This is a genomic window from Streptomyces aidingensis (assembly GCF_900112355.1).
GTDB classification, from domain to species: domain Bacteria; phylum Actinomycetota; class Actinomycetes; order Streptomycetales; family Streptomycetaceae; genus Streptomyces; species Streptomyces aidingensis.
Genome location: NZ_FOLM01000008.1, coordinates 217,907 through 236,904, shown reverse-complemented (window position 1 = coordinate 236,904; position 18,998 = coordinate 217,907). Strand labels below are relative to the sequence as shown.

Genomic DNA, 18,998 nt, shown 5'->3' with positions numbered 1-18,998 from the left:
TTCTCAACAACATCCAACAGGTTCGACAACACTCCCCCAACCACTGATGGCTAGGGGAATCCGGGGCACGGCGGGGCGCGCGCCGGGTGACGCGCCGACCGGACCCCTTGACAGAAATGCCGGACAATCCCAGCATCGAAGCGCTTCAATAGATCGTCTCTGATCTTGCCCGATCTTGCTCGAAGTTGCTCGATCTTGCCCGCGCTCGCTCAAACTCGCATGCTCTCGCCCGACTCCCCGATCCTCCCGGCTTCCCCCGGCCCCGGCCCCCGCCCGGGCCCGGAGCCGACCGGGACGGCCCGAAAGGAAGCTTCCGACGTGACCCCGCCCGCGACCGCCGGCCCGTCCCCCGCACCCGAGCCCCCGCCCGGCCCGGAGCCGGAGTCCCGGCCGCCCTGGCGCGATCCGCTGCGGCCGGTCGCCGAACGCGTCGAGGACCTGCTCGGCCGGCTCACCCCCGACGAGCGGCTGGCCATGCTCCACCAGTTCGCCCCGCCCGTGGACCGGCTCGGCCTGGCCGCCTTCCGCACCGGCCAGGAGGCCCTGCACGGCGTCGCCTGGATGGGCCCGGCCACCGTGTTCCCGCAGGCCGTCGGGCTCGGCGCCACCTGGGACGACGAACTGGTGCGGCGGATCGGCGAGGCGGTCGGCCGGGAGGTGCGGGCCATGCGCGCCAAGGACCCCAGGGTGGGCCTGAACGTCTGGGCGCCGGTGGTCAACCAGCTCCGCCATCCGCTGTGGGGCCGCAACGAGGAAGGCTATGCCGAGGACCCGGTGCTCACCGCGGCCCTCGCCACCGCCTACACCCGCGGCCTGCGCGGCAGCCACCCCGACTACTGGCGGACGGCCCCGGTGCTCAAGCACTGGCTGGCACACAACCACGAGACCGGCCGGGACACCGCCTCCACCTCGGTGCCCGCCCGGGTGCTGCACGAGTACGAGCTGCCCGCCTTCCGCGGCCCCGTCCGGGCGGGCGCGGTGGCCGGCGTGATGCCCGCCTACAACCTGGTCAACGGCCGGCCCAACCACCTCTCCCCGCTGCTGGAGAGCGAGCTGCGGCAGTGGACCGGCCGGCCGCTGGTGGTCTGCTCGGACGCCGGCGCGCCCAGCAACATCGCCGGCTCCGAGCAGTACCACGACAGCCATGAGGAAGGGCTGGCGGCGGCGCTGCGGGCCGGGGTGGACAGCTTCACCGACCACGGCGAGGACTCCTCGGTGACCCTGGAGCGGCTGCGCGGCGCGCTCAAGCGCGGGCTGATCGGGCAGCCGGACGTGGACCGGGCGGTGCGGCGGCTGCTGACCATGCGGTTCCGGCTGGGCGAGTTCGATCCCGGACTGGACCCCTACCGGCCGGAGAACGACCCGGCCGAGGCGGCCTTCGACACCCCGGACCACCGGGCGCTGGCCCTGCGCGCCGCCGAGGCGGCCGTGGTGCTGCTCAAGAACGCCCCGGTGGCGCCGGCGGACGCGCCGGCCGGCCGCCCGCTGCTGCCGCTGCCGCCCGGGCTGCGGCTGGCGGTGGTCGGCCCGCTGGCCGACGAGACCAAACTCGACTGGTACAGCGGCGCGCTGCTGCGCGCGGTGAGCCCGCTGGCCGGGCTGCGCGACCACCCGGCCACCGGCTCGGTGGTCTTCGCCGAGGGCACCGACCGGGTGCGGCTGAGCTGCCCGGAGGGCTGGCTCACCGTGCCCGACGCCGAGGTGGCCGAGCGGGCCGACACCGGCGCGCTGGACCCGGCCCTGCTGGCCGGCCGCACCGATCTGCCGCCGCTGACGCTCTCCGCCGACCGGGCACGGGCCGCCGAGTTCGCGCTGGCCGACTGGGGCGGCGGGGTGTTCACCCTGCGCGCGGAGAACGGGCACTACCTCTCCGTCGCCGAGGACGGCTTCGTCCGGGCCTCGGCGCGGCAGCCCGGCGGCTGGGTGGTGCAGGAGACCTTCGAGCCGGTGCCGCAGCCGGACGGCGGCGAGCTGATCCGGCACCGGGGCACCGGCCGGCTGCTGACCGCCGCGCCGGAGGGCCTGCGGCTGGCCGGGGAGGAGGAGCCGCCCACCGCCTTCCGGCGGGAGGTGGTGCGGGACGGCGCCCGGGCGGTGGCGGCGGCAGCCGCCGACGCCGACGCGGTGATCGTGGTCGCCGGGAACGATCCGCACATCAACGGCCGGGAGACCGAGGACCGCACCACACTGGCGCTGCCGCCGCAGCAGGACCGGCTGTGGCGGGCCGCGCACGCCGCCAATCCGAACACCGTGCTGGTGCTCACCTCGTCCGGTCCCTATGCCGTGCCGGAGGCCGCGGCCGGGCTGCCCGCGCTGCTGTGGACCGCGCACGGCGGCCAGGCGGCGGGCACCGCGCTGGCCCGGGTGCTGCACGGGGAGAGGGCGCCCGGCGGGCGGCTGCCGCAGACCTGGTACGCGGCCGACACCGACCTGCCGGAGCTGCTGGACTACGACCTCATCGGCTCCCGGCTGACCTACCTCTACCACGACGGCGAACCGCTGTTCCCGTTCGGGCACGGGCTGTCCTACACCTCCTTCTCCTACGACGGCCTCACCCTGGCCGGGGAGGGGATCGCCGAGGGTGTGCTGACCGCCGGGGTGAGCGTCCGCAACACCGGGGAGCGGGAAGGGGAGGAGGTGGTGCAGCTCTATGTGCGGGCGGTGGAGCCGAGCGTGCCCCGGCCGCACCGCGCCCTGGCCGCCTACCGCCGGGTCCGGCTGGCGCCGGGCGCCACCGAGCGGATCACCTTCACCGTGGACGCGTCGGAGGCGCTGGGCTTCTGGGACGTCGCCCATGCCCGCTGGACGGTGGAGCCGGGCGACTACGAGATCCAGGCCGGTGCCTCCAGCCGGGACATCCGGCGCAGCGTCACCCTGACGGTTCCCGGCGACGGCCGGCCCGCGCCGCGGCCGGTGGCGGCCGTCGGCCTGGACGCCTCCGCCTTCGACGAGCACTCGGGGGCGGAGCTGGTGGACCGCTCCCGCACCGAGGGCGACGCGGTGCGGCCCGCCCGGGCCGGGGAGCGGCCGGCGGTACTGCACTACCGCCGCTGCGACCTGGGCGAGGGCGCCGGCGCGGTGCGGGTGGAATACGCCGCAGACGGCGCCGGAGCGTGCCGCGGACGGCTCGAACTCCTCGCCGACGGCCGCCCGGTCGCCGAGGCGGAACTCGCCGCGGACGGCGGCGTCTACGCCTACACCACCGCCGAGGTGCCGCTGAGCGGGCCGCCGGTGCGGGGTGTGGTGGACCTGGAGGCCCGGCTGCACGGGGCCCTCCGGCTGGCCCGTCTCGGTTTCGCCGCGGAGGGGGCGCGGCGGTCCGGCTGACCGGGACGGTACTCCGCGCCGCGGTCCGGTCCTCCCCCTGGCGTCCTCCCCGGACCGGACCGCGGCACCCTCCCGGCCGCCGCGGTACCGTCCGGCCCTCCCGGCGCCCCCGGCACCGCTCGGCCGGCCGTCAGCCGGTGCCGCAGACGGCGTTGTCGATGAGCCGGACGGCGGCCTCGGCGCGGGCCTGCTGCCGGTCGTCCAGGCTCAGGGTGAAGGCCGCGGCGGCGGCCGAGTGGCGGCCGTCCCCGCCGACCCCGGTCTCGGAGACGGTGCCGAAGGAGGTGCCGCCGTGGAACCACAGGCCGCCGCCCGGGCAGCGCTCCGGGTCCGCGCCCGCCACCGGCCGCCAGGCGATGCCCAGCCCGTACTCGGCGCCGGGGGACTCCTCGCCCCAGCCGGGCGCCGGCACGGTCCGCCGCATGGCGGCCAGCATCTCCTCGCCCAGCAGCCGGCCGTCCATCAGGGCGCGCAGAAAGGTGTTCATGTCGGCGGTGGTGGAGATGATGCCGCCGTCCGCCCAGCCGCCCTGGCCGACCGTGGTGTCGGTGGGTTCCGTGTCCCCCGGGAAGACGGTGTAGGCGGTGGCGGTCGGCCTCGGCACATAGGCCGAGCTGCCCGGCGTGAGGGTGTGGCGCAGGCCGAGCGGCTCGATGATCCGCTCGTGCACCTCCTGCTCCCACGGATTGCCGGTCAGCTTCTCCACGATCATCCCGGCGAGCAGATAGTTGGTGTTGGAGTAGCCCCAGCGCAGCCCGGGGTCGCCGGGGTCGTCCCCGTCCGGCAGCCACTCCGGCGGCTGGGTCAGGGCGAGCGCCAGCAGGTCCTCCGGCCCCCGGTGGACGAAGCGGCGCTCCCGGTAGACCTCGGCGGACAGCTCCCGCGGGTCCCCGAAGAGGAGGGTGTCGTAGTCGGGCAGCCCGCTGGTCTGCTGGAGCAGATTGCGCACGGTGATCCGGCTGCCGTCGTTCCCGTTGCCGGTGACCAGGCCGGGCAGCAGGTCCTCCACGGTGTCCGGGAGCGACACCCGTCCCTCCTGCACCAGTTGCAGCAGCAGCACGGCGGTGAAGGTCTTGGTGTCGCTGCCGATCCGGTAGTAGGCGCCGTACGGCACCGGCTCCCCGGTCGTCAGATCGGCCACCCCCGCCCGGGCGGTGCGGGACCGGCCGCGGGCGTCCCGGGCCTCGGCGAGCACTGAGCTGGTCCCGGCGTCCCGCACCGCCGCCGCGTCGCGCCGCAGGGTGTCCCCGCGGCCCGCCGGCCCGTCCGCGGCGGTGGCCCGGTCCGCCTGGCCCGCCAGCACCGTCATCAGCACCCCGGCCGCCGCCAGCCCGGCCGCGGTCAGCCGGGTCCGGGTCGCGCCGCCGCTGCTCGGAAACCTCATCGGTCACGCCTCTCGGATCGATCTCTCACAGGGCGAATCTAGCGGAGAGTGATGCCGCGAGTCGTTACGGTTACCTGCCGTATCCGGGGTGGGGCTGGCCCCACCCCGGATACGGCACCGTCCGTCAGAGGGCGTCGAGGCCGGTGAGCACCATGACCCGCTCGTAGGTGTAGTCGGCCATGGCATAGCGCACGCCCTCGCGGCCGACGCCGGACTGCTTGACGCCGCCGTAGGGCATCTGGTCGGCCCGGTAGGAGGGCACATCGCCGATGATCACGCCGCCCACCTCCAGGGCGCGCTGGGCGCGGAAGGCGGTGGCCAGGTCATGGGTGAACACGCCCGCCTGAAGCCCGTAGCGGGAGTCGTTGACGGCGGCGAACGCCTGCTCCTCGCCGAACACCCGGGTCACCGTCATCACCGGGCCGAAGACCTCCTCGCGGGCCAGCCTGGTGTCCGGCGAGACGTCGGTGAGCACCGTCGGGGCGTACTGGGCGCCGTCCCGGGAGCCGCCGGTGAGCAGGGTGGCGCCGCTCTCGATGGCCTCCTTGACCCAGCTCTCCACCCGCTCCGCCGCCTCCTCGCTGACCAGCGGGCCGACATCGGTGGCCGGGTCGGAGGGGTCGCCGGTGACCTGGGCCTCCACCGCGGCGATCAGCCGGGGCAGCAGCCGGTCGTGGACGGAGTCGTCGACGATCACCCGCTGCACCGAGATGCAGGACTGCCCGGCCTGGTAGTTGGAGAAGGCGGCCAGCCGCTGGGCGGCCCGGTCCAGGTCGGCGTCCGAGGACCAGTCGGCCAGCACCACCGCGGCGCCGTTGCCGCCCAGTTCCAGGGTGACCCGCTTGCGCGGCACCGAGTCCAGGATGGAGTAGCCGACCGGGGCGGAGCCGGTGAAGGAGACCACCGGCAGCCGCTCGTCCCCGACCAGCGACGGCATGGCCTCGTTCGGCACCGGCAGCACGCTCCAGCTCCCCTCGGGGAGGTCGGTCTCGGCCAGCAGTCCGCCGAGCAGCAGGGCGGAGAGCGGGGTGGCGGGCGCGGGCTTGAGGATGATCGGCGCGCCCACGGCGAGGGCCGGTGCCACCTTGTGGGCGCAGAGGTTGAGCGGGAAGTTGAACGGCGCGATGCCGAGCACCGGGCCGTAGGGGATGCGGCGGGTCAGGGCCAGCCGGCCGGCGCCGCCGGGGTCGGAGTCCAGCCGCTGGCCCTCGGCGCCGTTGAAGCGGCGGGCCTCGTCGGCGGCCCAGCGGAACACCGAACGGCAGCGGCCGACCTCGGCGCGCGCCCACTTCAGGGGTTTGCCGTTCTCATCGGTGATCAGCTGGGCGATCTCCTCGGCCCGTTCGCCGATCCGGGCGGCGAGGTGGTCCAGGGCGGCGGCCCGGACATGGGCGGGGGTGGCGGCGAACTCGCCGGCCACGGCCGCGGCGGCGGCCACCGCCCGCTCGGTCTGGTCGGGGGTGGGGACGGAGATGGTGGCGACGGTGCGGCCGTCCCAGGGCGAGGTGATGTCCCGGGTCTCCTCGCCGGTCGCCGCGCGGCCGGCGAGCCAGAACGCGTGGGGGGATGTCGCTGTAGTCATCGCGTGACCGGCCCTTCCGATGGGTTCCGATGGGGCTGCGCGCGGTGGGATCTGTCTGCGGATCGGTATGCGGATCGGTATGCGGATCGGTATGCGGATCGGTATGCGGATCGGTATGCGGATCGGTATGCGGATCGGTATGCGGAGGAGGACCCCGCCGGCCTGCGGTGCCCGCTCCCGCTCCACCGCGCTGCCTCCACCGTAGGTCCGCCGGGGGCGGCCCGCTCTTGTCCGACGCGTAGCACTGCGGTGACGCCGCACTACGCGGTGGCTGGATTTCGATTCTTGACCAGTGCATGTCACTGACGCAACGATGTGCCGGCGCGCCACCCATGCGCGCATTCCCCCACCCGTCGCACTGGACGATCCCAGGAGACGCGATGCGTATCCCGTTGCCCCAGGCCCCACCCCCCGCGCGCCTGCCGCGCGGACGGCGGCTCCGCGCCGCCGCCGTGCTCACGCTGGTGCTCGCCCTCGCCCTCACCCTCGGCGCCCAGGCCACCGCCGCACCCGGCGACCGGACCGGCACCGACCGCACCCGCGGCTACGAGGTGCGCGGCGTCGGTTCCGCGGCCCAGCGCTCCGCCCTGGCCATGCAGGGCGGCGTGGCCATCGACGCGGTGCACGGCCACTCGGTGACCATCACCGCCGACCCCGCCACGGCGCGGAAGCTGGAAGGGCTCGGCTATCTGCTGGAGGAACTGCCGGCCGGCCGCCCCTCGGCAGCGGCGGCGGACGGAGCCGCCTCCGCGCTGTCCACCCCGTCGGAGTACCACTCCTACAGCCAGACCATGGCCGCCGTGAACGCGCTGGTCTCCCGCCACCCCGGGCTGATGTCCAGCCGGGTGATCGGCACGTCCTACCAGGGACGGCCGATCGTCGCGGTGAAGGTCAGCGACAACGTCGGCACGGACGAGAACGAGCCCGAGATCCTCTTCACCCACAACATGCACGCCCGCGAGCACCTCACCACCGAGATGGCGCTCTACCTGCTCGACGAGTTCGCCACCGAGTACGGCCGGGACGCCCGGCTGACCCGGCTGCTCGACACCCGGGAGGTGTGGATCATCCCCTCCGTCAACCCGGACGGCAAGGTCTACGACCAGGACTCGGGGGTGTTCCGGTCCTGGCGCAAGAACCGGCAGCCGAACAGCGGCTCCCGGTACATCGGCACCGACATCAACCGCAACTTCGCCTACCGCTGGGGCTGCTGCGGCGGCTCCTCGGGCAGCACCTCCAGCGCCACCTACCGGGGCAGCGGGCCGGAATCCGCGCCCGAGACCCGGGTGGTGACCGACTTCGTGCGCAGCCGGGTGGCCGGCGGACGCCAGCAGGTCGCGGCGCACATCGACTTCCACAGCTACAGCGAGCTGATCCTGTGGCCCTACGGCTACACCTACAGCGACACCGCACCGGGGCTGGACCAGGACGCGCGCAACGCCTACGCCGCGGTCGGGCAGGAGATGGCCGCCAGCAACGGCTACCGGCCGCAGCAGTCCAGCGACCTGTATGTCACCGACGGCACCATCAACGACTGGATGTGGGGCAGCCAGGGCATCTGGTCCTACACCTTCGAGATGTATCCGCGCAGCAGTTCCGCGGGCGGCTTCTACCCGCCGGGCAGCGTCATCGACCGGGAGACCGCGCGCAACCGTGAGGCGGTGCTGATCCTGATGGACCACGCCGACTGCATGTACGAGGCCATCGGCAAACCGGCCCTGTGCTCCTCCTGAGCCCCCCGGTCCCGGGCGGCGCCCCCCGCGGGCGCGCCGCCCGGGACCGGCCGGGCCCACGGCACAGGTCCGGGCCGGGCCGGGTCAGGGCCCGGTGGCCTTGAGGGCCAGCCACAGCTCCATCCGGACATCGGCGTCGTCCAGCGAGCGGTCCAGCAGTTCCTCCACCCGGCGCATCCGGTAGCGCAGCGTATGGCGGTGCACGCCCAGTTCGGCCGCCGCCGCGTCCCACTGCCCGTGGTGGCCCAGCCAGGCGCGCAGCGAGGCCACCAGATCACCGCGCCCCCGGGCGTCGTGCTCGCGCAGCGGACGCAGCAGGCCGTCCGCGAACGCCCGCACCGCGTCGTCCGCCACCAGGGCCAGCACCGGCCCGGCCGTCACCTCGTCGTGCCGGGCCAGCGTCCGGCCGCGCCGCCGGGCCATCACCACGGCCTGGCGCGCCTGCCGGCAGGCGGTGTCCGCGGAGGCCGGACCGGCCGGTCCGGAGATGCCGAGCACCACCCGGCCGTCCCCGTCCGACGCGTACCCGGCGCAGGCCGCCAGCACCGCCCCGGACTCGGCCGCCACCAGCACCGACCGCCCGGCGTCCGGCACCGCCAGCAGGTGCTCCCCGGCGCGGGCGGCCACCGCCTCCATCGCCGCGCGGAACCGCGCCGGCCCGTCGTCGCCGGCACCGGCCGCGGGTTCGGCGACCACGATCCGCAGCGGCGCGTCCAGCAGCCCGCCGTAGAGTTCCCCGGCGATGGCCCGGGCGTGCTCCGGCTCGCCGCTCAGCAGCAGATGCAGCACGGCGGCGCCGAGCCGCCGCTCGGCGTCCCGCAACGCCCGGGACCGCTCGGTGAGCAGGGTCAGCACGCTGACCGCCGACTGCACGGCATGGCGGGCGGCGGTGCCCGGCGGACCGGCGGTGCCGATGGCCAGCACCGCCCGCGGCGGTGCGGCGCCGCCCACGGGCTGCAGCTCGACCCGGTCGCCGGCCGGCCCGTCCGGGGCGCCGGCACCCACCACGGCACTGGCCGGCACCGGCCGCCGGCACAGCCTGCGCACCTCCTCGCCCAGTGCGGCGGCCCGCCGCTCCGCCCAGGCGGGGGCGAAGTCGCCCACGGCGCCGGTGGCGTCGTAGAGCGCGGTCCAGCCGTCCACCTGCGCGGCCAGCTTCTCCAGCAGGGCCCGGTGGCCGCCGGCGGAGAGCGCCGCCCGGGTCAGTTCGCGCTGCGCGGCGAAGCCCGCGGTGACCGCCCGGTACTGCTCCTGGGCGATCGCCGCGGACACCGCCTTGCTGATCGCGATGAACGGCGTACGGCGGGGCACCGCCAGCAGCGGCAGCCCGGCCTCCCGGCAGGCGGCCAGCAGCGCCCCGGGAACCCCGGGATGGAAGATGCCGACCCCGAAGCCCAGGCCCACGACCCCGGCCCCGGCGAGCCGGCCGGCATAGCCGCGCATCGCCGCCGGATCGGTCACCTCGGCCTTGACCCCGGTGGTGAGCAGCAGCTCGCCGCCCTCCAGATAGGGCACCGGGTCGGCCAGTTCGCTGACATGCGCCCAGCGCACCTCGGCCCCGAGAGAGTCCCCGCCCGTCAGCACCTCCAGCTTGAGCGCGGGGTGCTGGACCAGCGAGGCCAGGGTCGGATGCATGCGGGGCAGACCTTGCGGCGAGTGCGGGAACGAGGGCGCGGGCGGCCGGCTCGCACCGGGCCCGCACCTCACGGTACCGCCCCGCGCGCCGGCCCCCGGCCCGCGGACCGGCGCGCGGGGAGGGCACCGCTCAGGGATGGAGGCGGACCAGGAGCGGCGGGCCGGGGTCGCCGGTGACGGTGGTGAGGGAGACCACCGCGTGCCGCGGCGGCACCCGGTGCGCCAGCTCCGACGCCGGCCACCGCTCCCGCTCCACCCGCCGCACGGTCACCGTCTCGGTCGTCGCGTCCCGCCCGGTGAACGCCTTGCGCACCCCGCGCACCGCGCGGCGCAGCAGCCCCCCGGTGCGGTCCGGGGTGCTGGTGACATCCCGGTCCTCCCGCCACTCCTTGCCCCAGACCCGGGCGAACTGCTCGGCGTCCCAGGTGGTGAGGGAGGAGAACGCCATCCGGCAGCCCACCGCGCCCAGCAGTCCGGTGCGCAGCCGCTCCGGCACCTCCTCCAGCGAGCGCAGCGCCAGCACCACGCCCGCGTTGGCGGGCCGCAGCCGGGTCAGTCCGCGCACCGCGCCCTCGGTGACGGCTGCGGTCGCGTCGTCCAGCACCAGGCAGGCGAAGAGCGAGCGGTCGCCGCGGGCGGTGACCGCCGCGGTGAACTGGGCCAGCAGCAGCCGGGTCAGGATGCGCCCGGCTTCGGCGTGGCCCGCCCCGGGCAGGTCGACGCGCGCCCGCACCGGATGCTCCAGGGCGCCCAGCAGCGAGAACGGCCGGGTACGCCGCTCCCCCGCCGGTGCGCCGCCGAAGCCGGCCCGGTCCAGCACGGCCAGCCGGTCGGCCAGCAGCCGCCCCATGTCCTCCGGGCGGGCGGCCTGCCGCTCCCGGGCGTCCAGCTCGCGCTGCTGGTCCCACGCCCCGGCGTGGGCCAGGTCCCCGCGCAGGGTGGCCAGCAGCGCCGGTGCCCCGTCCAGCAGCGCGCGAAGCTCCGGCACACCGGGGAAATGTCCGTAGGCGGCCCGGTACGGGCCGATCAACTGGGCCAGCACGGCGGCCCCTTCGGCCGGGTCGAGACGCCCGCCGCCCAGCAGCGCCTCGGCCAGCAGCGCCGCCGCCGCGTCGGTGGAGCCGGCCCCGCCGTACAGGTCCAGCCGGTGGCCGGGGGCCGGGGAGCCGACCCGCACGATGATGTCGAAGGCGGCGTCCGGGCCGAGCCCGGCGCCGGCCTCGCCGACCGCGACCACCGCCGCCTGCCCGGTCAGCGCCTGAAGGCACAGCGACTCGGCGACCGGCCGGATCACCCGTCCCGTCTTGCCCGCCCCGGGCGGCCCCACGGCCAGCAGCGACGTCCCCAGCACGGCCGGCTCCAGCGCCAGCCCCTCGCCGCGCTCCGCATAGGGATTGCGCTCGTCGTCCACGACCCGGCCGATCAGCACCTGGCGGGTCAGCAGATCGTGGCGCGCGGTGCGGGCGGGCAGATCGCGGTCCCCGCTGGGGTGGCTGAACGCGGCGGCGCCGCGCGCGGCCACCTCGGCGGTGAACTCGCCCAGCGCGGTGGGCCGGGCCCGCACCCCCCGCCAGGCATGGTCGATCCGGGTCCAGTCCAGGTCGGACATGGCGCCCGAGCGGGCCGCCTCGCCGAGCAGATCGGCGGCGTCGGCCGCGCCCGCCGCCCGCAGCGGCTCCCAGCGGGTCAGGTCCCCGGCCGGGGCGCCGGCCGGGCCGCCGTCACCGTCCGCCCCCGGACCCCGGGCGCGCCCGCCGCGCAGTGCCCCCCAGGCGCCGCGCCAGTCGCCGAGCCGGCCGAAGACGGCCGCCAGCAGCGCCGCGTAGAGCGCGTAGTAGATGTTGTAGGCGATCACATACGGGGTGGTGTCGCCGTCCGGCCCGGCCCACCAGTCGTCGGGGACCAGCGCGTACAGCGGCTCAAGCCAGAATCCCCAGACCTCGTTCCAGCTCAGCCGCCAGACGGTGACCGCGGCCACCGCCGCCAGCCAGCCGCGCAGGGTGCGGGAGCGCGGCAGGGCCGGGGCGCCCGGATCGGCGCGCAGCGCCCGCAGCACGCCGGGCCGCAGCCGCCGCCAGACCCGGGGCAGCTTCCCCGCCCGCCCGAAGATCCACACCAGCAGCCCGGCCAGCAGCAGCTCCCACAGGTACAGCACGGTGATGCCGGGGGTGCTGGTGCCCCAGGAGCCGAAGCCCAGCCACTCCAGCGGCCAGATCAGGAACGGAAGATAGCTGTTGGCGTACAGCGACCAGACCAGCAGCCCGGCGATCACCGCCAGCGCGGCGCCGCCGAACAGCTCGCGGTCGCCGATCGGATCCGGGTCCCGCGGCGGCCTGGGCACCCGGCCCAGCCGCCAGATGCCGGGCCCGGCCGGCGGCCGGGGGGTGTGCAGCCAGGCCGCCAGCGGCGGCGGCGCGGCCGGTGCGGGTCCGGCCGCCGGATCATGGCGCGGTACCGGCGGGAGGCCGTCGCCGTCCCGCCGGGTCACGGGTCCCGGTCCGCCGTCCGTGCTCATCGAGTCGCCCCCTGACCAGCCCTCGGGCCGCCTGTCACGTCGGCGTCCCAATCTAGCGGCCGGGGGCCGCCGTTGACGGTACGGGGCCAAGTACCGGATTCCGGACGGAAAATTCCTTACGACCCGTTCCCCTGGACGAGTGCACTGCGCTACTCTCCGTGAGCACGAGCAACTTGCTTCAACCGGCGGTGAATCCCGAATGACGCGCGCCATCTCCTTGCGGGAAGTCTCAAAGGTCTATCCGGCGAACCGGGGCCGAATAGCCGCCGTCGAACGCGTGACACTGGACATCGCCCCGGGCGAGTTCGTGGTGCTGCTCGGCCCCTCCGGCTGCGGCAAATCCACCGTTCTGCGGCTGATCGCGGGCCTGGAGCAGCCCACCGGGGGCGAGGTGCTGCTGGACGGCGAGTACGCCAACGACATTCCGCCCGGGCAGCGCCGGCTCGCCATGGTCTTCCAGCATTACGCTCTGTATCCGACCATGACCTCGCGGGGGAACATCGAGTTCCCGCTGCGCATGGAGGACCCGCACATGGACCACCGCGGTCCGGTGGCCGACACCGCGCGCATCCTGGGGATCGAGGATCTGCTGGACCGCTATCCGGGCCAGCTCTCCGGCGGCGAACGGCAGCGGGTGGCCATGGGCCGGGCGATCGTGCGCCGCCCGTCCGCCTTCCTGATGGACGAGCCGCTGTCCAATCTGGACGCCAAGCTGCGCAACCGGCTGCGCGCCGAGATCGCCGCGCTCACCCGCCACCTCGGCGTCACCACCGTCTATGTGACGCACGATCAGTCCGAGGCCATGTCGCTGGGCGACCGGGTGGTGGTGATGCGGGACGGCCAAGTGCAGCAGACCGGCTCCGCCCGGGAGGTCTACCGCTACCCGGAGAACCTCTTTGTCGCGGCCTTTGTCGGCACCCCCCGGATCAATCTGTTCCGGGCCCGGGTGCTGGCCCCGATGGGCGGCCGGATGGCGCTGGACTTCGGCACCCAGCGGATGCTGCTGCCGGAACCGCTCAGCGCCGACCACCAGTTGCTGCGCGTCCAGCTGGGCCGCGACATCACGGTGGGCCTGCGCTCGGAGGCGGTCCGGATCGCCTCGCCGCAGGAGGCCCGGCCCGGCGAGGCACTGCTGCGCGGGGCCGTGGAGCATGTGGAGTTCCAGGGGCACGAGTCGCTGGTGCATGTCGCCATCGGGGCCCGGCCGGCCGAGGTGGCCGGCCTGGAGGCGGCCCGCCGGCCCGGGCAGGCGGAGCGCACCGCGGGGCCGCTGGGCGGCCGGCTGGGGCGGCTGCTGGGCCGCTCCGGGCGGGCGGCGGCCCACCGGGAGCCGCACGACCGGGGGCACGGTCCGGGCGGCGGCGGGGGACGGGCCGGCACCATCTCGGCGGTGACCACCCTGGACTTCGACGACCTCCCCGAGGAGGGACCGTTCCCGCACACCGGCGGCTATGTCCAGCACGAGCGCTATCCGGACGCCCGGCACCGGGCGCCGGGCCCCGAACCGCGCTCGCGGGCCGGGCACGGCCGGCGGTCCGCCGGGGCGGAGCATCCGGCGGATCCGCCCGCGGCCGGCCCGGGCGCGGTCCCCGATCCGGCCGCCCGGATGGCGGCCAGCCTGGTGGTGCGCACCGAGGCGGACAGCCGGATCCACGTCGGCCAGCGGGTGCCGCTGCTGGTGGATCTGGCCCAGCTCTATGTGTTCGACGCGGACGGCGCCCGGATCTGCCCGGCCGCCTCGCATCCGCCCGCACTGGAGCGCTGACCTCCCCGGCACCGGACGGCCCCGGACGGCACTGGACGGCATGGCGAAGTCGCCGGGGGTGAGTGTGCCGTGGCGGTGCATGTCCCGGGGGCGGGTGCGGCCCTAGCCTGCGGAACGGAGCCCTGTCCGCCACGCACCGAGGAGACGCATCCATGACCACCACGCCCGCCGTGCCCGCCCCGACCGGTCCGGCCGGCGGCCCCGCCCTGCCCCAGCGGCGCAAGCTCGTCACCGCGATCCCGGGTCCGAAGTCGCAGGAGCTGATGGCCCGCAAGCAGGCCGCCGTGGCAGACGGCGTCGGCACGGTCATGCCGGTCTTCGTCGAACGGGCCGGCGGCGGCATCGTGCAGGACGTGGACGGCAACGCGCTGATCGACTTCGGCTCCGGCATCGCCGTCACCTCGGTCGGCAACAGCGCCGAGGCGGTGGTGCGCCGGGCCGCCGAGCAGCTTTCCCGGTTCACCCACACCTGCGCGATGGTCACCCCCTACGAGGGCTATGTGGAGGTGTGCGAGGAGCTGGCCCGGCTCACCCCCGGGGACCACGCCAAGAAGTCCGCGCTGTTCAACTCCGGCGCCGAGGCGGTGGAGAACGCCGTCAAGATCGCCCGGTACGCCACCGGGCGGCAGGCGGTGGTGGTCTTCGAGCACGGCTACCACGGCCGCACCAACCTCACCATGGCGCTGACCGCCAAGAACATGCCCTACAAGCACGGCTTCGGCCCGTTCGCGCCGGAGATCCACCGGGTGCCGGTGGCCTATCCGTTCCGCTGGCTGACCGGCCCCGAGCACTGCGCCGAGGAGGCCGCGGCCCAGGTCGTCGACCAGATCAGCAAGCAGATCGGGGCACAGAACACCGCCGCGATCGTGATCGAGCCGCTGCTGGGCGAGGGCGGCTTCATCGAGCCGGCCCGCGGTTTCCTGCCGCGGCTGGCCGCGTTCGCCCGGGAGCACGGCATCGTCTTCGTGGCGGACGAGATCCAGTCCGGCTTCTGCCGCACCGGCCAGTGGTTCGCCTGCGAGGACGAGAACGTGGTGCCGGACCTGATCACCACCGCCAAGGGCATCGCGGGCGGACTGCCGCTGTCCGCGGTCACCGGCCGGGCGGAGATCATGGACGCCGCGCACGCCGGCGGCCTGGGCGGCACCTACGGCGGCAACCCGGTGGCCTGCGCGGCGGCGCTGGGCGCCATCGAGACCATGCGGGAGCTGGATCTCAACGCCCGGGCCCGGCGCATCGAGGAGATCATGAAGCCCCGGCTGGCGGAGCTGGCCGGGCGGTACGAGACGATCGGCGAGGTGCGCGGGCGGGGCGCGATGCTGGCGGTGGAGCTGGTCCGGCCGGGCGGCGGCCGGGAGCCGGACCCGGAGGCCACCGCCGCGGTGGCCCGGTACTGCCACGGCCAGGGGCTGCTGGTGCTGACCTGCGGCACCTACGGGAATGTGCTGCGCTTCCTGCCCCCGCTGGTGATCGGCGAGGACCTGCTGGCGGAGGGCCTGGACATCCTGGAGACCGCCTTCGCCACCCTCTCCGCCCCTGTAGGGCGACGCTGACGATTTCAGTAGCGCAAGATTCTTTTCAGTGAGTTCTTCAGTAGCGCACCTAAGATTTCAGTGCCGGCCGCGGTGAGGCCATGGCTGCCCTGCTTGGTCACGGTGGGTTACTGAGCGCGGAACCCCAGCGGTGGTGCCACCGCTGGGGTTCGCTCTGCGAGGAGTCCCCGCGCGTGCAGGGGCTCAGTCACCCAGGGCGGGACGTCCCGTACGCTGCGCGGAAACTCCATGGGTACGTCCCCCATATAGCCGAAGTACTGCACTCCCTTCTCCTGCTCCCTGAGCCAGCGGGCATGAGCGAGGTCCGCGAAGGCGTTCGCCCGGGAGACCCGGCCGGGGGAGGCGATGAGCTGGTCCGCGAGGTAGAGAGCGCTGGCAGACACCAGCGGATCGACATCACTGCGGTAGGCCGACGATCGGCGGATCCGTGACCCGTTGTTAGCGGACCGGAGTGCGGGATCAGCTTCGTGGAACATCTCCGGAGACTGGAACCGGTCGATGAGGTGCATCGTGAGCGGGTGATAGAACAGCAGCCGGATCGATCGCACGGCGGGGCGTGAGCCGTCGCCGAGGCCATGGCTGATGCTCTGCTGGATCTCCAGCAGGCGTGGATCGGTGATGGGTGTGGCGGCGGTCTCGGTGAGCGGGTGCCCGCAGCGGTACTTCCAGCTGCTGGAGCGGCGCTGCGAGGGAGTGCGAGGGCAGCGCAGGCGAGCTTGCGGCTGTCCGCGATGACCTTGAGTGTCGCCGCAGGAGGGGCAGTGCCCGCACAGGAAGACCTGGTGCTCAACGCAGGCGAAAGACCAGGCGAGGCGCCAGCGCAGCAGCCATCGGCCGCCGTTGTCCTTCAGGCAGTGTGGGCACCACCGTGAGCATTGACGGATGATCAGGATGTTGTTGAGGTGACGCCTGGCCTCTGCTTCCCATGCGCCATCGTGGCTGTAGGGAAGCGCTGGGATGCGCTGGTCGGTGTAGCGACCGAGCTGCATGCCGATGAGGTCCTCGGTCGGTACGCCAGTGGCTGCGGCGATGTGCTCGCGGTCGTCGTCGCTCAGGCCATCGGGCATGCCGTGAGGGAAGTGGGCCGGTCCGTGGGGCAGGCCCCAGTAGTCGCGCAGCAGAGTCTTCCGGGGGATCTCGGTGTGCAAGGCGATGGCGTCCACCCAGCTGGCGAGGGACTCGCCGGGGAAGGGCACCGGGACACTGGGCATCCGGCGTGGCCGCTTCCGGCCGGTGGTGAGGACGCGGAGGTTGCTGCGCCGGTTGTTCACTGGCGCTGGGTCGGGAGGTCCCGGCGGCATGTGGGTGGTGCGGAGGGGAGGGTCATCGCACGCGGCCGACGAGGTCGATGGCGATCACGACGGGCTTGTTCTGTCGGATGGTGTACCAGACGCGGTAGCGGCCGACGTGGATGCGGTACTTGCCTCCGCCGCAGTCCAGTGCGCCAGAGGGGCGGGGGTCGCGCGGCAGGAGGTTGACGCTGTCCAGGACCTGGTCGACCCCGGCCGGGTCGTCCTTGGTGTACCGGGTCAGGGCGTTCTTCGCGGCCCGCTCCCATATGACCTGGCTCATGAGGTCATCCGCCCCTTCAGTTGGTCCCGCAGCTCCTCGGTGGTCACCGGGGCGGCGGTGCCGCGCTGCCGGTCAAGTTCTCCCTGAAGCAGCCCGAGGGCGTCTTCCAGAACTTCGAGGACGGCCGGGGAGACGACGACCGCGACAGTCTCGCCGGTGGCGTCAGTGAGCGACAGTGCCTTGGCCTCGTGAGCGAAGGCCAGTGCCTTCTCAGCGTCAAGGGCCGGCGGGTCGCCGTCCTTCTCGCGCTGGGCGAGGTCGTCCCGGGTCTGGGCTACGTAGCGCGCGATCGCGTCCAGCTGCCGCGCCGCGTCCGCGAGGGAGAGGGTGTCCACCGGCCCCTGGCGGACATGACCGTCGAACTGTGCGGGGTCCATGCGCGCAACCGTCGCACAGCATGAAGCCGACCGGCAAGAGCGCCTGGCCTGTCCTGAGCAGGCTGCCGCGGCGGAGCAGGCATCGGGCTTGGTTCTGGGGACAGCGGTGGCAGGTGAACACGACACTCTTCCGGTCAAGGCCGCTACCGGCGACCCCGTCCGACCGGAGGGATGAACACTCAGCCAGTCGTCGGCCGACAGGGGGAGCGGGCTAAGAACAGGTGTCCGTGGGGTAGGGGTAGGGGGTGCGGCGGCTGTTTTCCCCTGTTATGGGCGGGGGAAGCCAGCCGCCGTCCTCCGGTCGGTCTTCTGGTCAGAGCAGCCCGGTTGTCAGGGCCTGCTGGAAGTCGGTCCACCGCTCGGCGGTGAACCGCAGCGCGGTGCGGCTGGTGTCTTTGGAGTCGCGGACGGCGATGCCGCTGGGGAGGTCGGTGACCTCCACGCAGTTGTTCTCCGGGCCGCTGGCCGTGGCCTTGCGCCAGACGGCGGCGGAGAGATCATGCGCGTGTAGCTCCGCCCTTGGTGTGTTCACTTCCGGTGTCCTTCTTCTAGCCGAGCGATCAATGCGAGGGAGTCCTCCACCGGCAGCGCGGCGGCGCGGATGCGCTCGAACGCCTTAGTGAAGTGTGCGGTGTCGTTGTCGTCCTCCACGTAGGTGGCTCCCATGACATTCTCCAGCAGTACGACGTTCGGGATAGGCCCAGGGAAGTGGACCAGGCTGAATCCGCCGACAAGGCCCGGGTGGACCGTGGAGTCGAGCGCCATGACCTGAACGGTGACGTTCGGCATCTCGGAGACATCCAGCAGCCTACGCAGCTGGTCACGCATGGTGGTCGGGCGGACAGCGAAGCGCTGGTGAAGCGCTGCTTCGTGGATGATGGCCCAGAGTTCGGGTGGACCTTCGGGCCGGGACAAGATCGCCTGTCGGGCCTGCCGGACCTCAGCCAGCGACGTGACCTCTTCTGGTGTGCGTGACGTGGTCGCACCGCCGATGGTCTCGCGGGCGTAGGCGGCGGTCTGGAGCAGGCCGGGCACCAGTAGCGGGGACCACTCCCAGATCTGTTCTGCGTCGGTCTCCAGCGAGATGTAGTCCGCGTACGGCAGGAACACGACTCCGCTGTAGGTCTGCCACCAGCCCTTCTTGTTGGCGTCTCTGGCCAGGCTCTCCAGAGCCGTGAACACCTCGGGATCACTTGTCCCGTACGCCTTGAGCAGGTTGGTCACATCAGCCGGACGGACCGACTGAACCGCGTTCTCAATCTTCGACAGTTTCGGCGCCTTCCATCCCACGGCGGTGGCTGCTTCATCCAACGTCAGCCCGGCGTCGTTGCGCAGACGCTTCAGCGTGGAGCCGAGGCGGCGGCGCCGGATGGTCGGCACGACTGGTGAGTTGGGCATGGCGGAAGTTTCGCACCCACCGCAGCCGAAAGAGGAACCCCAAGAGGGAATCACTCTTTCGAGTCAGGTGGAAATCTTGCGACCACTGGGCATTGGGGTGCATCCTCAAGGGAAGCGAGTCGCTGACGAGTTGATGTGACGTCACCTGATGCGACTG

13 protein-coding genes are annotated in these 18,998 nt (G+C 73.8%); 4 read left to right on the top strand and 9 right to left on the bottom strand.

Annotated elements, in window-relative coordinates:
- The first annotated feature begins 318 nt into the window (after window positions 1-318).
- Window positions 319-3,327 carry a glycoside hydrolase family 3 C-terminal domain-containing protein gene (locus BM242_RS16410; RefSeq protein WP_425443869.1) on the top strand — a complete coding sequence of 1,003 codons (3,009 nt, stop codon included), beginning with the start codon at window positions 319-321 and terminating at the stop codon, window positions 3,325-3,327.
- A 130-nt stretch (window positions 3,328-3,457) separates the two neighbouring features.
- On the opposite strand, the gene BM242_RS16405 is transcribed toward BM242_RS16410, so the two are convergent.
- Complete coding sequence (locus BM242_RS16405) at window positions 3,458-4,711, bottom strand: serine hydrolase domain-containing protein (RefSeq protein WP_093839580.1); 1,254 nt, start codon at window positions 4,709-4,711, stop codon at window positions 3,458-3,460.
- Between the two features lie 124 nt (window positions 4,712-4,835).
- Entirely contained in the window at window positions 4,836-6,293 is a 1,458-nt protein-coding gene (locus BM242_RS16400) for an aldehyde dehydrogenase family protein (RefSeq protein ID WP_093839579.1), read from the bottom strand.
- A gap of 380 nt (window positions 6,294-6,673) precedes the next feature.
- Between BM242_RS16400 and BM242_RS16395 the strand changes: the two genes are divergently transcribed.
- The gene (locus BM242_RS16395) at window positions 6,674-8,026 is read left to right on the top strand and encodes a M14 family metallopeptidase (RefSeq protein ID WP_093839578.1); all 1,353 of its coding nucleotides are present in this window, start codon (window positions 6,674-6,676) and stop codon (window positions 8,024-8,026) included.
- 84 nt (window positions 8,027-8,110) lie between these two features.
- Here the strand turns inward: BM242_RS16395 and BM242_RS16390 are convergent, their stop codons facing one another.
- Together BM242_RS16390 and BM242_RS16385 are read right to left on the bottom strand one after the other, a co-directional pair.
- Complete coding sequence (locus BM242_RS16390) at window positions 8,111-9,661, bottom strand: PucR family transcriptional regulator (protein WP_093839577.1); 1,551 nt, start codon at window positions 9,659-9,661, stop codon at window positions 8,111-8,113.
- Window positions 9,662-9,791: 130 nt separating this feature from the next.
- Complete coding sequence (locus BM242_RS16385) at window positions 9,792-12,176, bottom strand: ATP-binding protein (RefSeq protein WP_093839576.1); 2,385 nt, start codon at window positions 12,174-12,176, stop codon at window positions 9,792-9,794.
- A 199-nt stretch (window positions 12,177-12,375) separates the two neighbouring features.
- Here BM242_RS16385 and BM242_RS16380 point away from each other — a divergent pair, with 199 nt between their 5' ends.
- A complete protein-coding gene (locus tag BM242_RS16380) occupies window positions 12,376-13,941 on the top strand; it encodes an ABC transporter ATP-binding protein (protein WP_093839575.1) in 1,566 nt (521 codons plus the stop codon).
- 152 nt (window positions 13,942-14,093) lie between these two features.
- Window positions 14,094-15,494, top strand: a complete 1,401-nt coding sequence (gene gabT / locus BM242_RS16375; RefSeq protein WP_093839574.1) for a 4-aminobutyrate--2-oxoglutarate transaminase — start codon at window positions 14,094-14,096, stop codon at window positions 15,492-15,494.
- Between the two features lie 107 nt (window positions 15,495-15,601).
- Here gabT and BM242_RS16370 read toward each other — a convergent pair whose 3' ends face one another.
- The 5 genes from BM242_RS16370 to BM242_RS16350 form a co-directional block, all read right to left on the bottom strand.
- Window positions 15,602-16,705: a TniQ family protein gene (locus BM242_RS16370; protein WP_093839573.1), complete on the bottom strand. Its 1,104-nt coding sequence runs from the start codon at window positions 16,703-16,705 to the stop codon at window positions 15,602-15,604.
- 112 nt (window positions 16,706-16,817) lie between these two features.
- Complete coding sequence (locus tag BM242_RS16365; protein ID WP_093839572.1) at window positions 16,818-17,066, bottom strand: type II toxin-antitoxin system RelE family toxin; 249 nt, start codon at window positions 17,064-17,066, stop codon at window positions 16,818-16,820.
- Window positions 17,063-17,443 carry a hypothetical protein gene (locus BM242_RS16360; RefSeq protein WP_093839571.1) on the bottom strand — a complete coding sequence of 127 codons (381 nt, stop codon included), beginning with the start codon at window positions 17,441-17,443 and terminating at the stop codon, window positions 17,063-17,065. The genes BM242_RS16365 and BM242_RS16360 overlap by 4 nt, the downstream gene beginning before the upstream one ends.
- Before the next feature lie 313 nt (window positions 17,444-17,756).
- Window positions 17,757-17,975: a DUF397 domain-containing protein gene (locus BM242_RS16355; RefSeq protein WP_093839570.1), complete on the bottom strand. Its 219-nt coding sequence runs from the start codon at window positions 17,973-17,975 to the stop codon at window positions 17,757-17,759.
- Window positions 17,972-18,841: a helix-turn-helix domain-containing protein gene (locus BM242_RS16350; RefSeq protein WP_093839569.1), complete on the bottom strand. Its 870-nt coding sequence runs from the start codon at window positions 18,839-18,841 to the stop codon at window positions 17,972-17,974. Before BM242_RS16350 ends, BM242_RS16355 begins: the two co-directional genes overlap by 4 nt.
- Between the last annotated feature and the right edge of the window lie 157 nt (window positions 18,842-18,998).

What these genes read in the sequence shown, in the direction of transcription:
- BM242_RS16405 (WP_093839580.1), bottom strand. Translation starts at nt 4,711, where the DNA reads ATGAGGTTTCCGAGCAGCGGCGGCGCGACCCGGACCCGGCTGACCGCG.
- BM242_RS16400 (WP_093839579.1), bottom strand. Translation starts at nt 6,293, where the DNA reads ATGACTACAGCGACATCCCCCCACGCGTTCTGGCTCGCCGGCCGCGCG.
- BM242_RS16395 (WP_093839578.1), top strand. Translation starts at nt 6,674, where the DNA reads ATGCGTATCCCGTTGCCCCAGGCCCCACCCCCCGCGCGCCTGCCGCGC.
- BM242_RS16390 (WP_093839577.1), bottom strand. Translation starts at nt 9,661, where the DNA reads ATGCATCCGACCCTGGCCTCGCTGGTCCAGCACCCCGCGCTCAAGCTG.
- BM242_RS16385 (WP_093839576.1), bottom strand. Translation starts at nt 12,176, where the DNA reads ATGAGCACGGACGGCGGACCGGGACCCGTGACCCGGCGGGACGGCGAC.
- BM242_RS16380 (WP_093839575.1), top strand. Translation starts at nt 12,376, where the DNA reads ATGACGCGCGCCATCTCCTTGCGGGAAGTCTCAAAGGTCTATCCGGCG.
- gabT (WP_093839574.1), top strand. Translation starts at nt 14,094, where the DNA reads ATGACCACCACGCCCGCCGTGCCCGCCCCGACCGGTCCGGCCGGCGGC.
- BM242_RS16370 (WP_093839573.1), bottom strand. Translation starts at nt 16,705, where the DNA reads ATGCCCAGTGTCCCGGTGCCCTTCCCCGGCGAGTCCCTCGCCAGCTGG.
- BM242_RS16365 (WP_093839572.1), bottom strand. Translation starts at nt 17,066, where the DNA reads ATGAGCCAGGTCATATGGGAGCGGGCCGCGAAGAACGCCCTGACCCGG.
- BM242_RS16360 (WP_093839571.1), bottom strand. Translation starts at nt 17,443, where the DNA reads ATGGACCCCGCACAGTTCGACGGTCATGTCCGCCAGGGGCCGGTGGAC.
- BM242_RS16350 (WP_093839569.1), bottom strand. Translation starts at nt 18,841, where the DNA reads ATGCCCAACTCACCAGTCGTGCCGACCATCCGGCGCCGCCGCCTCGGC.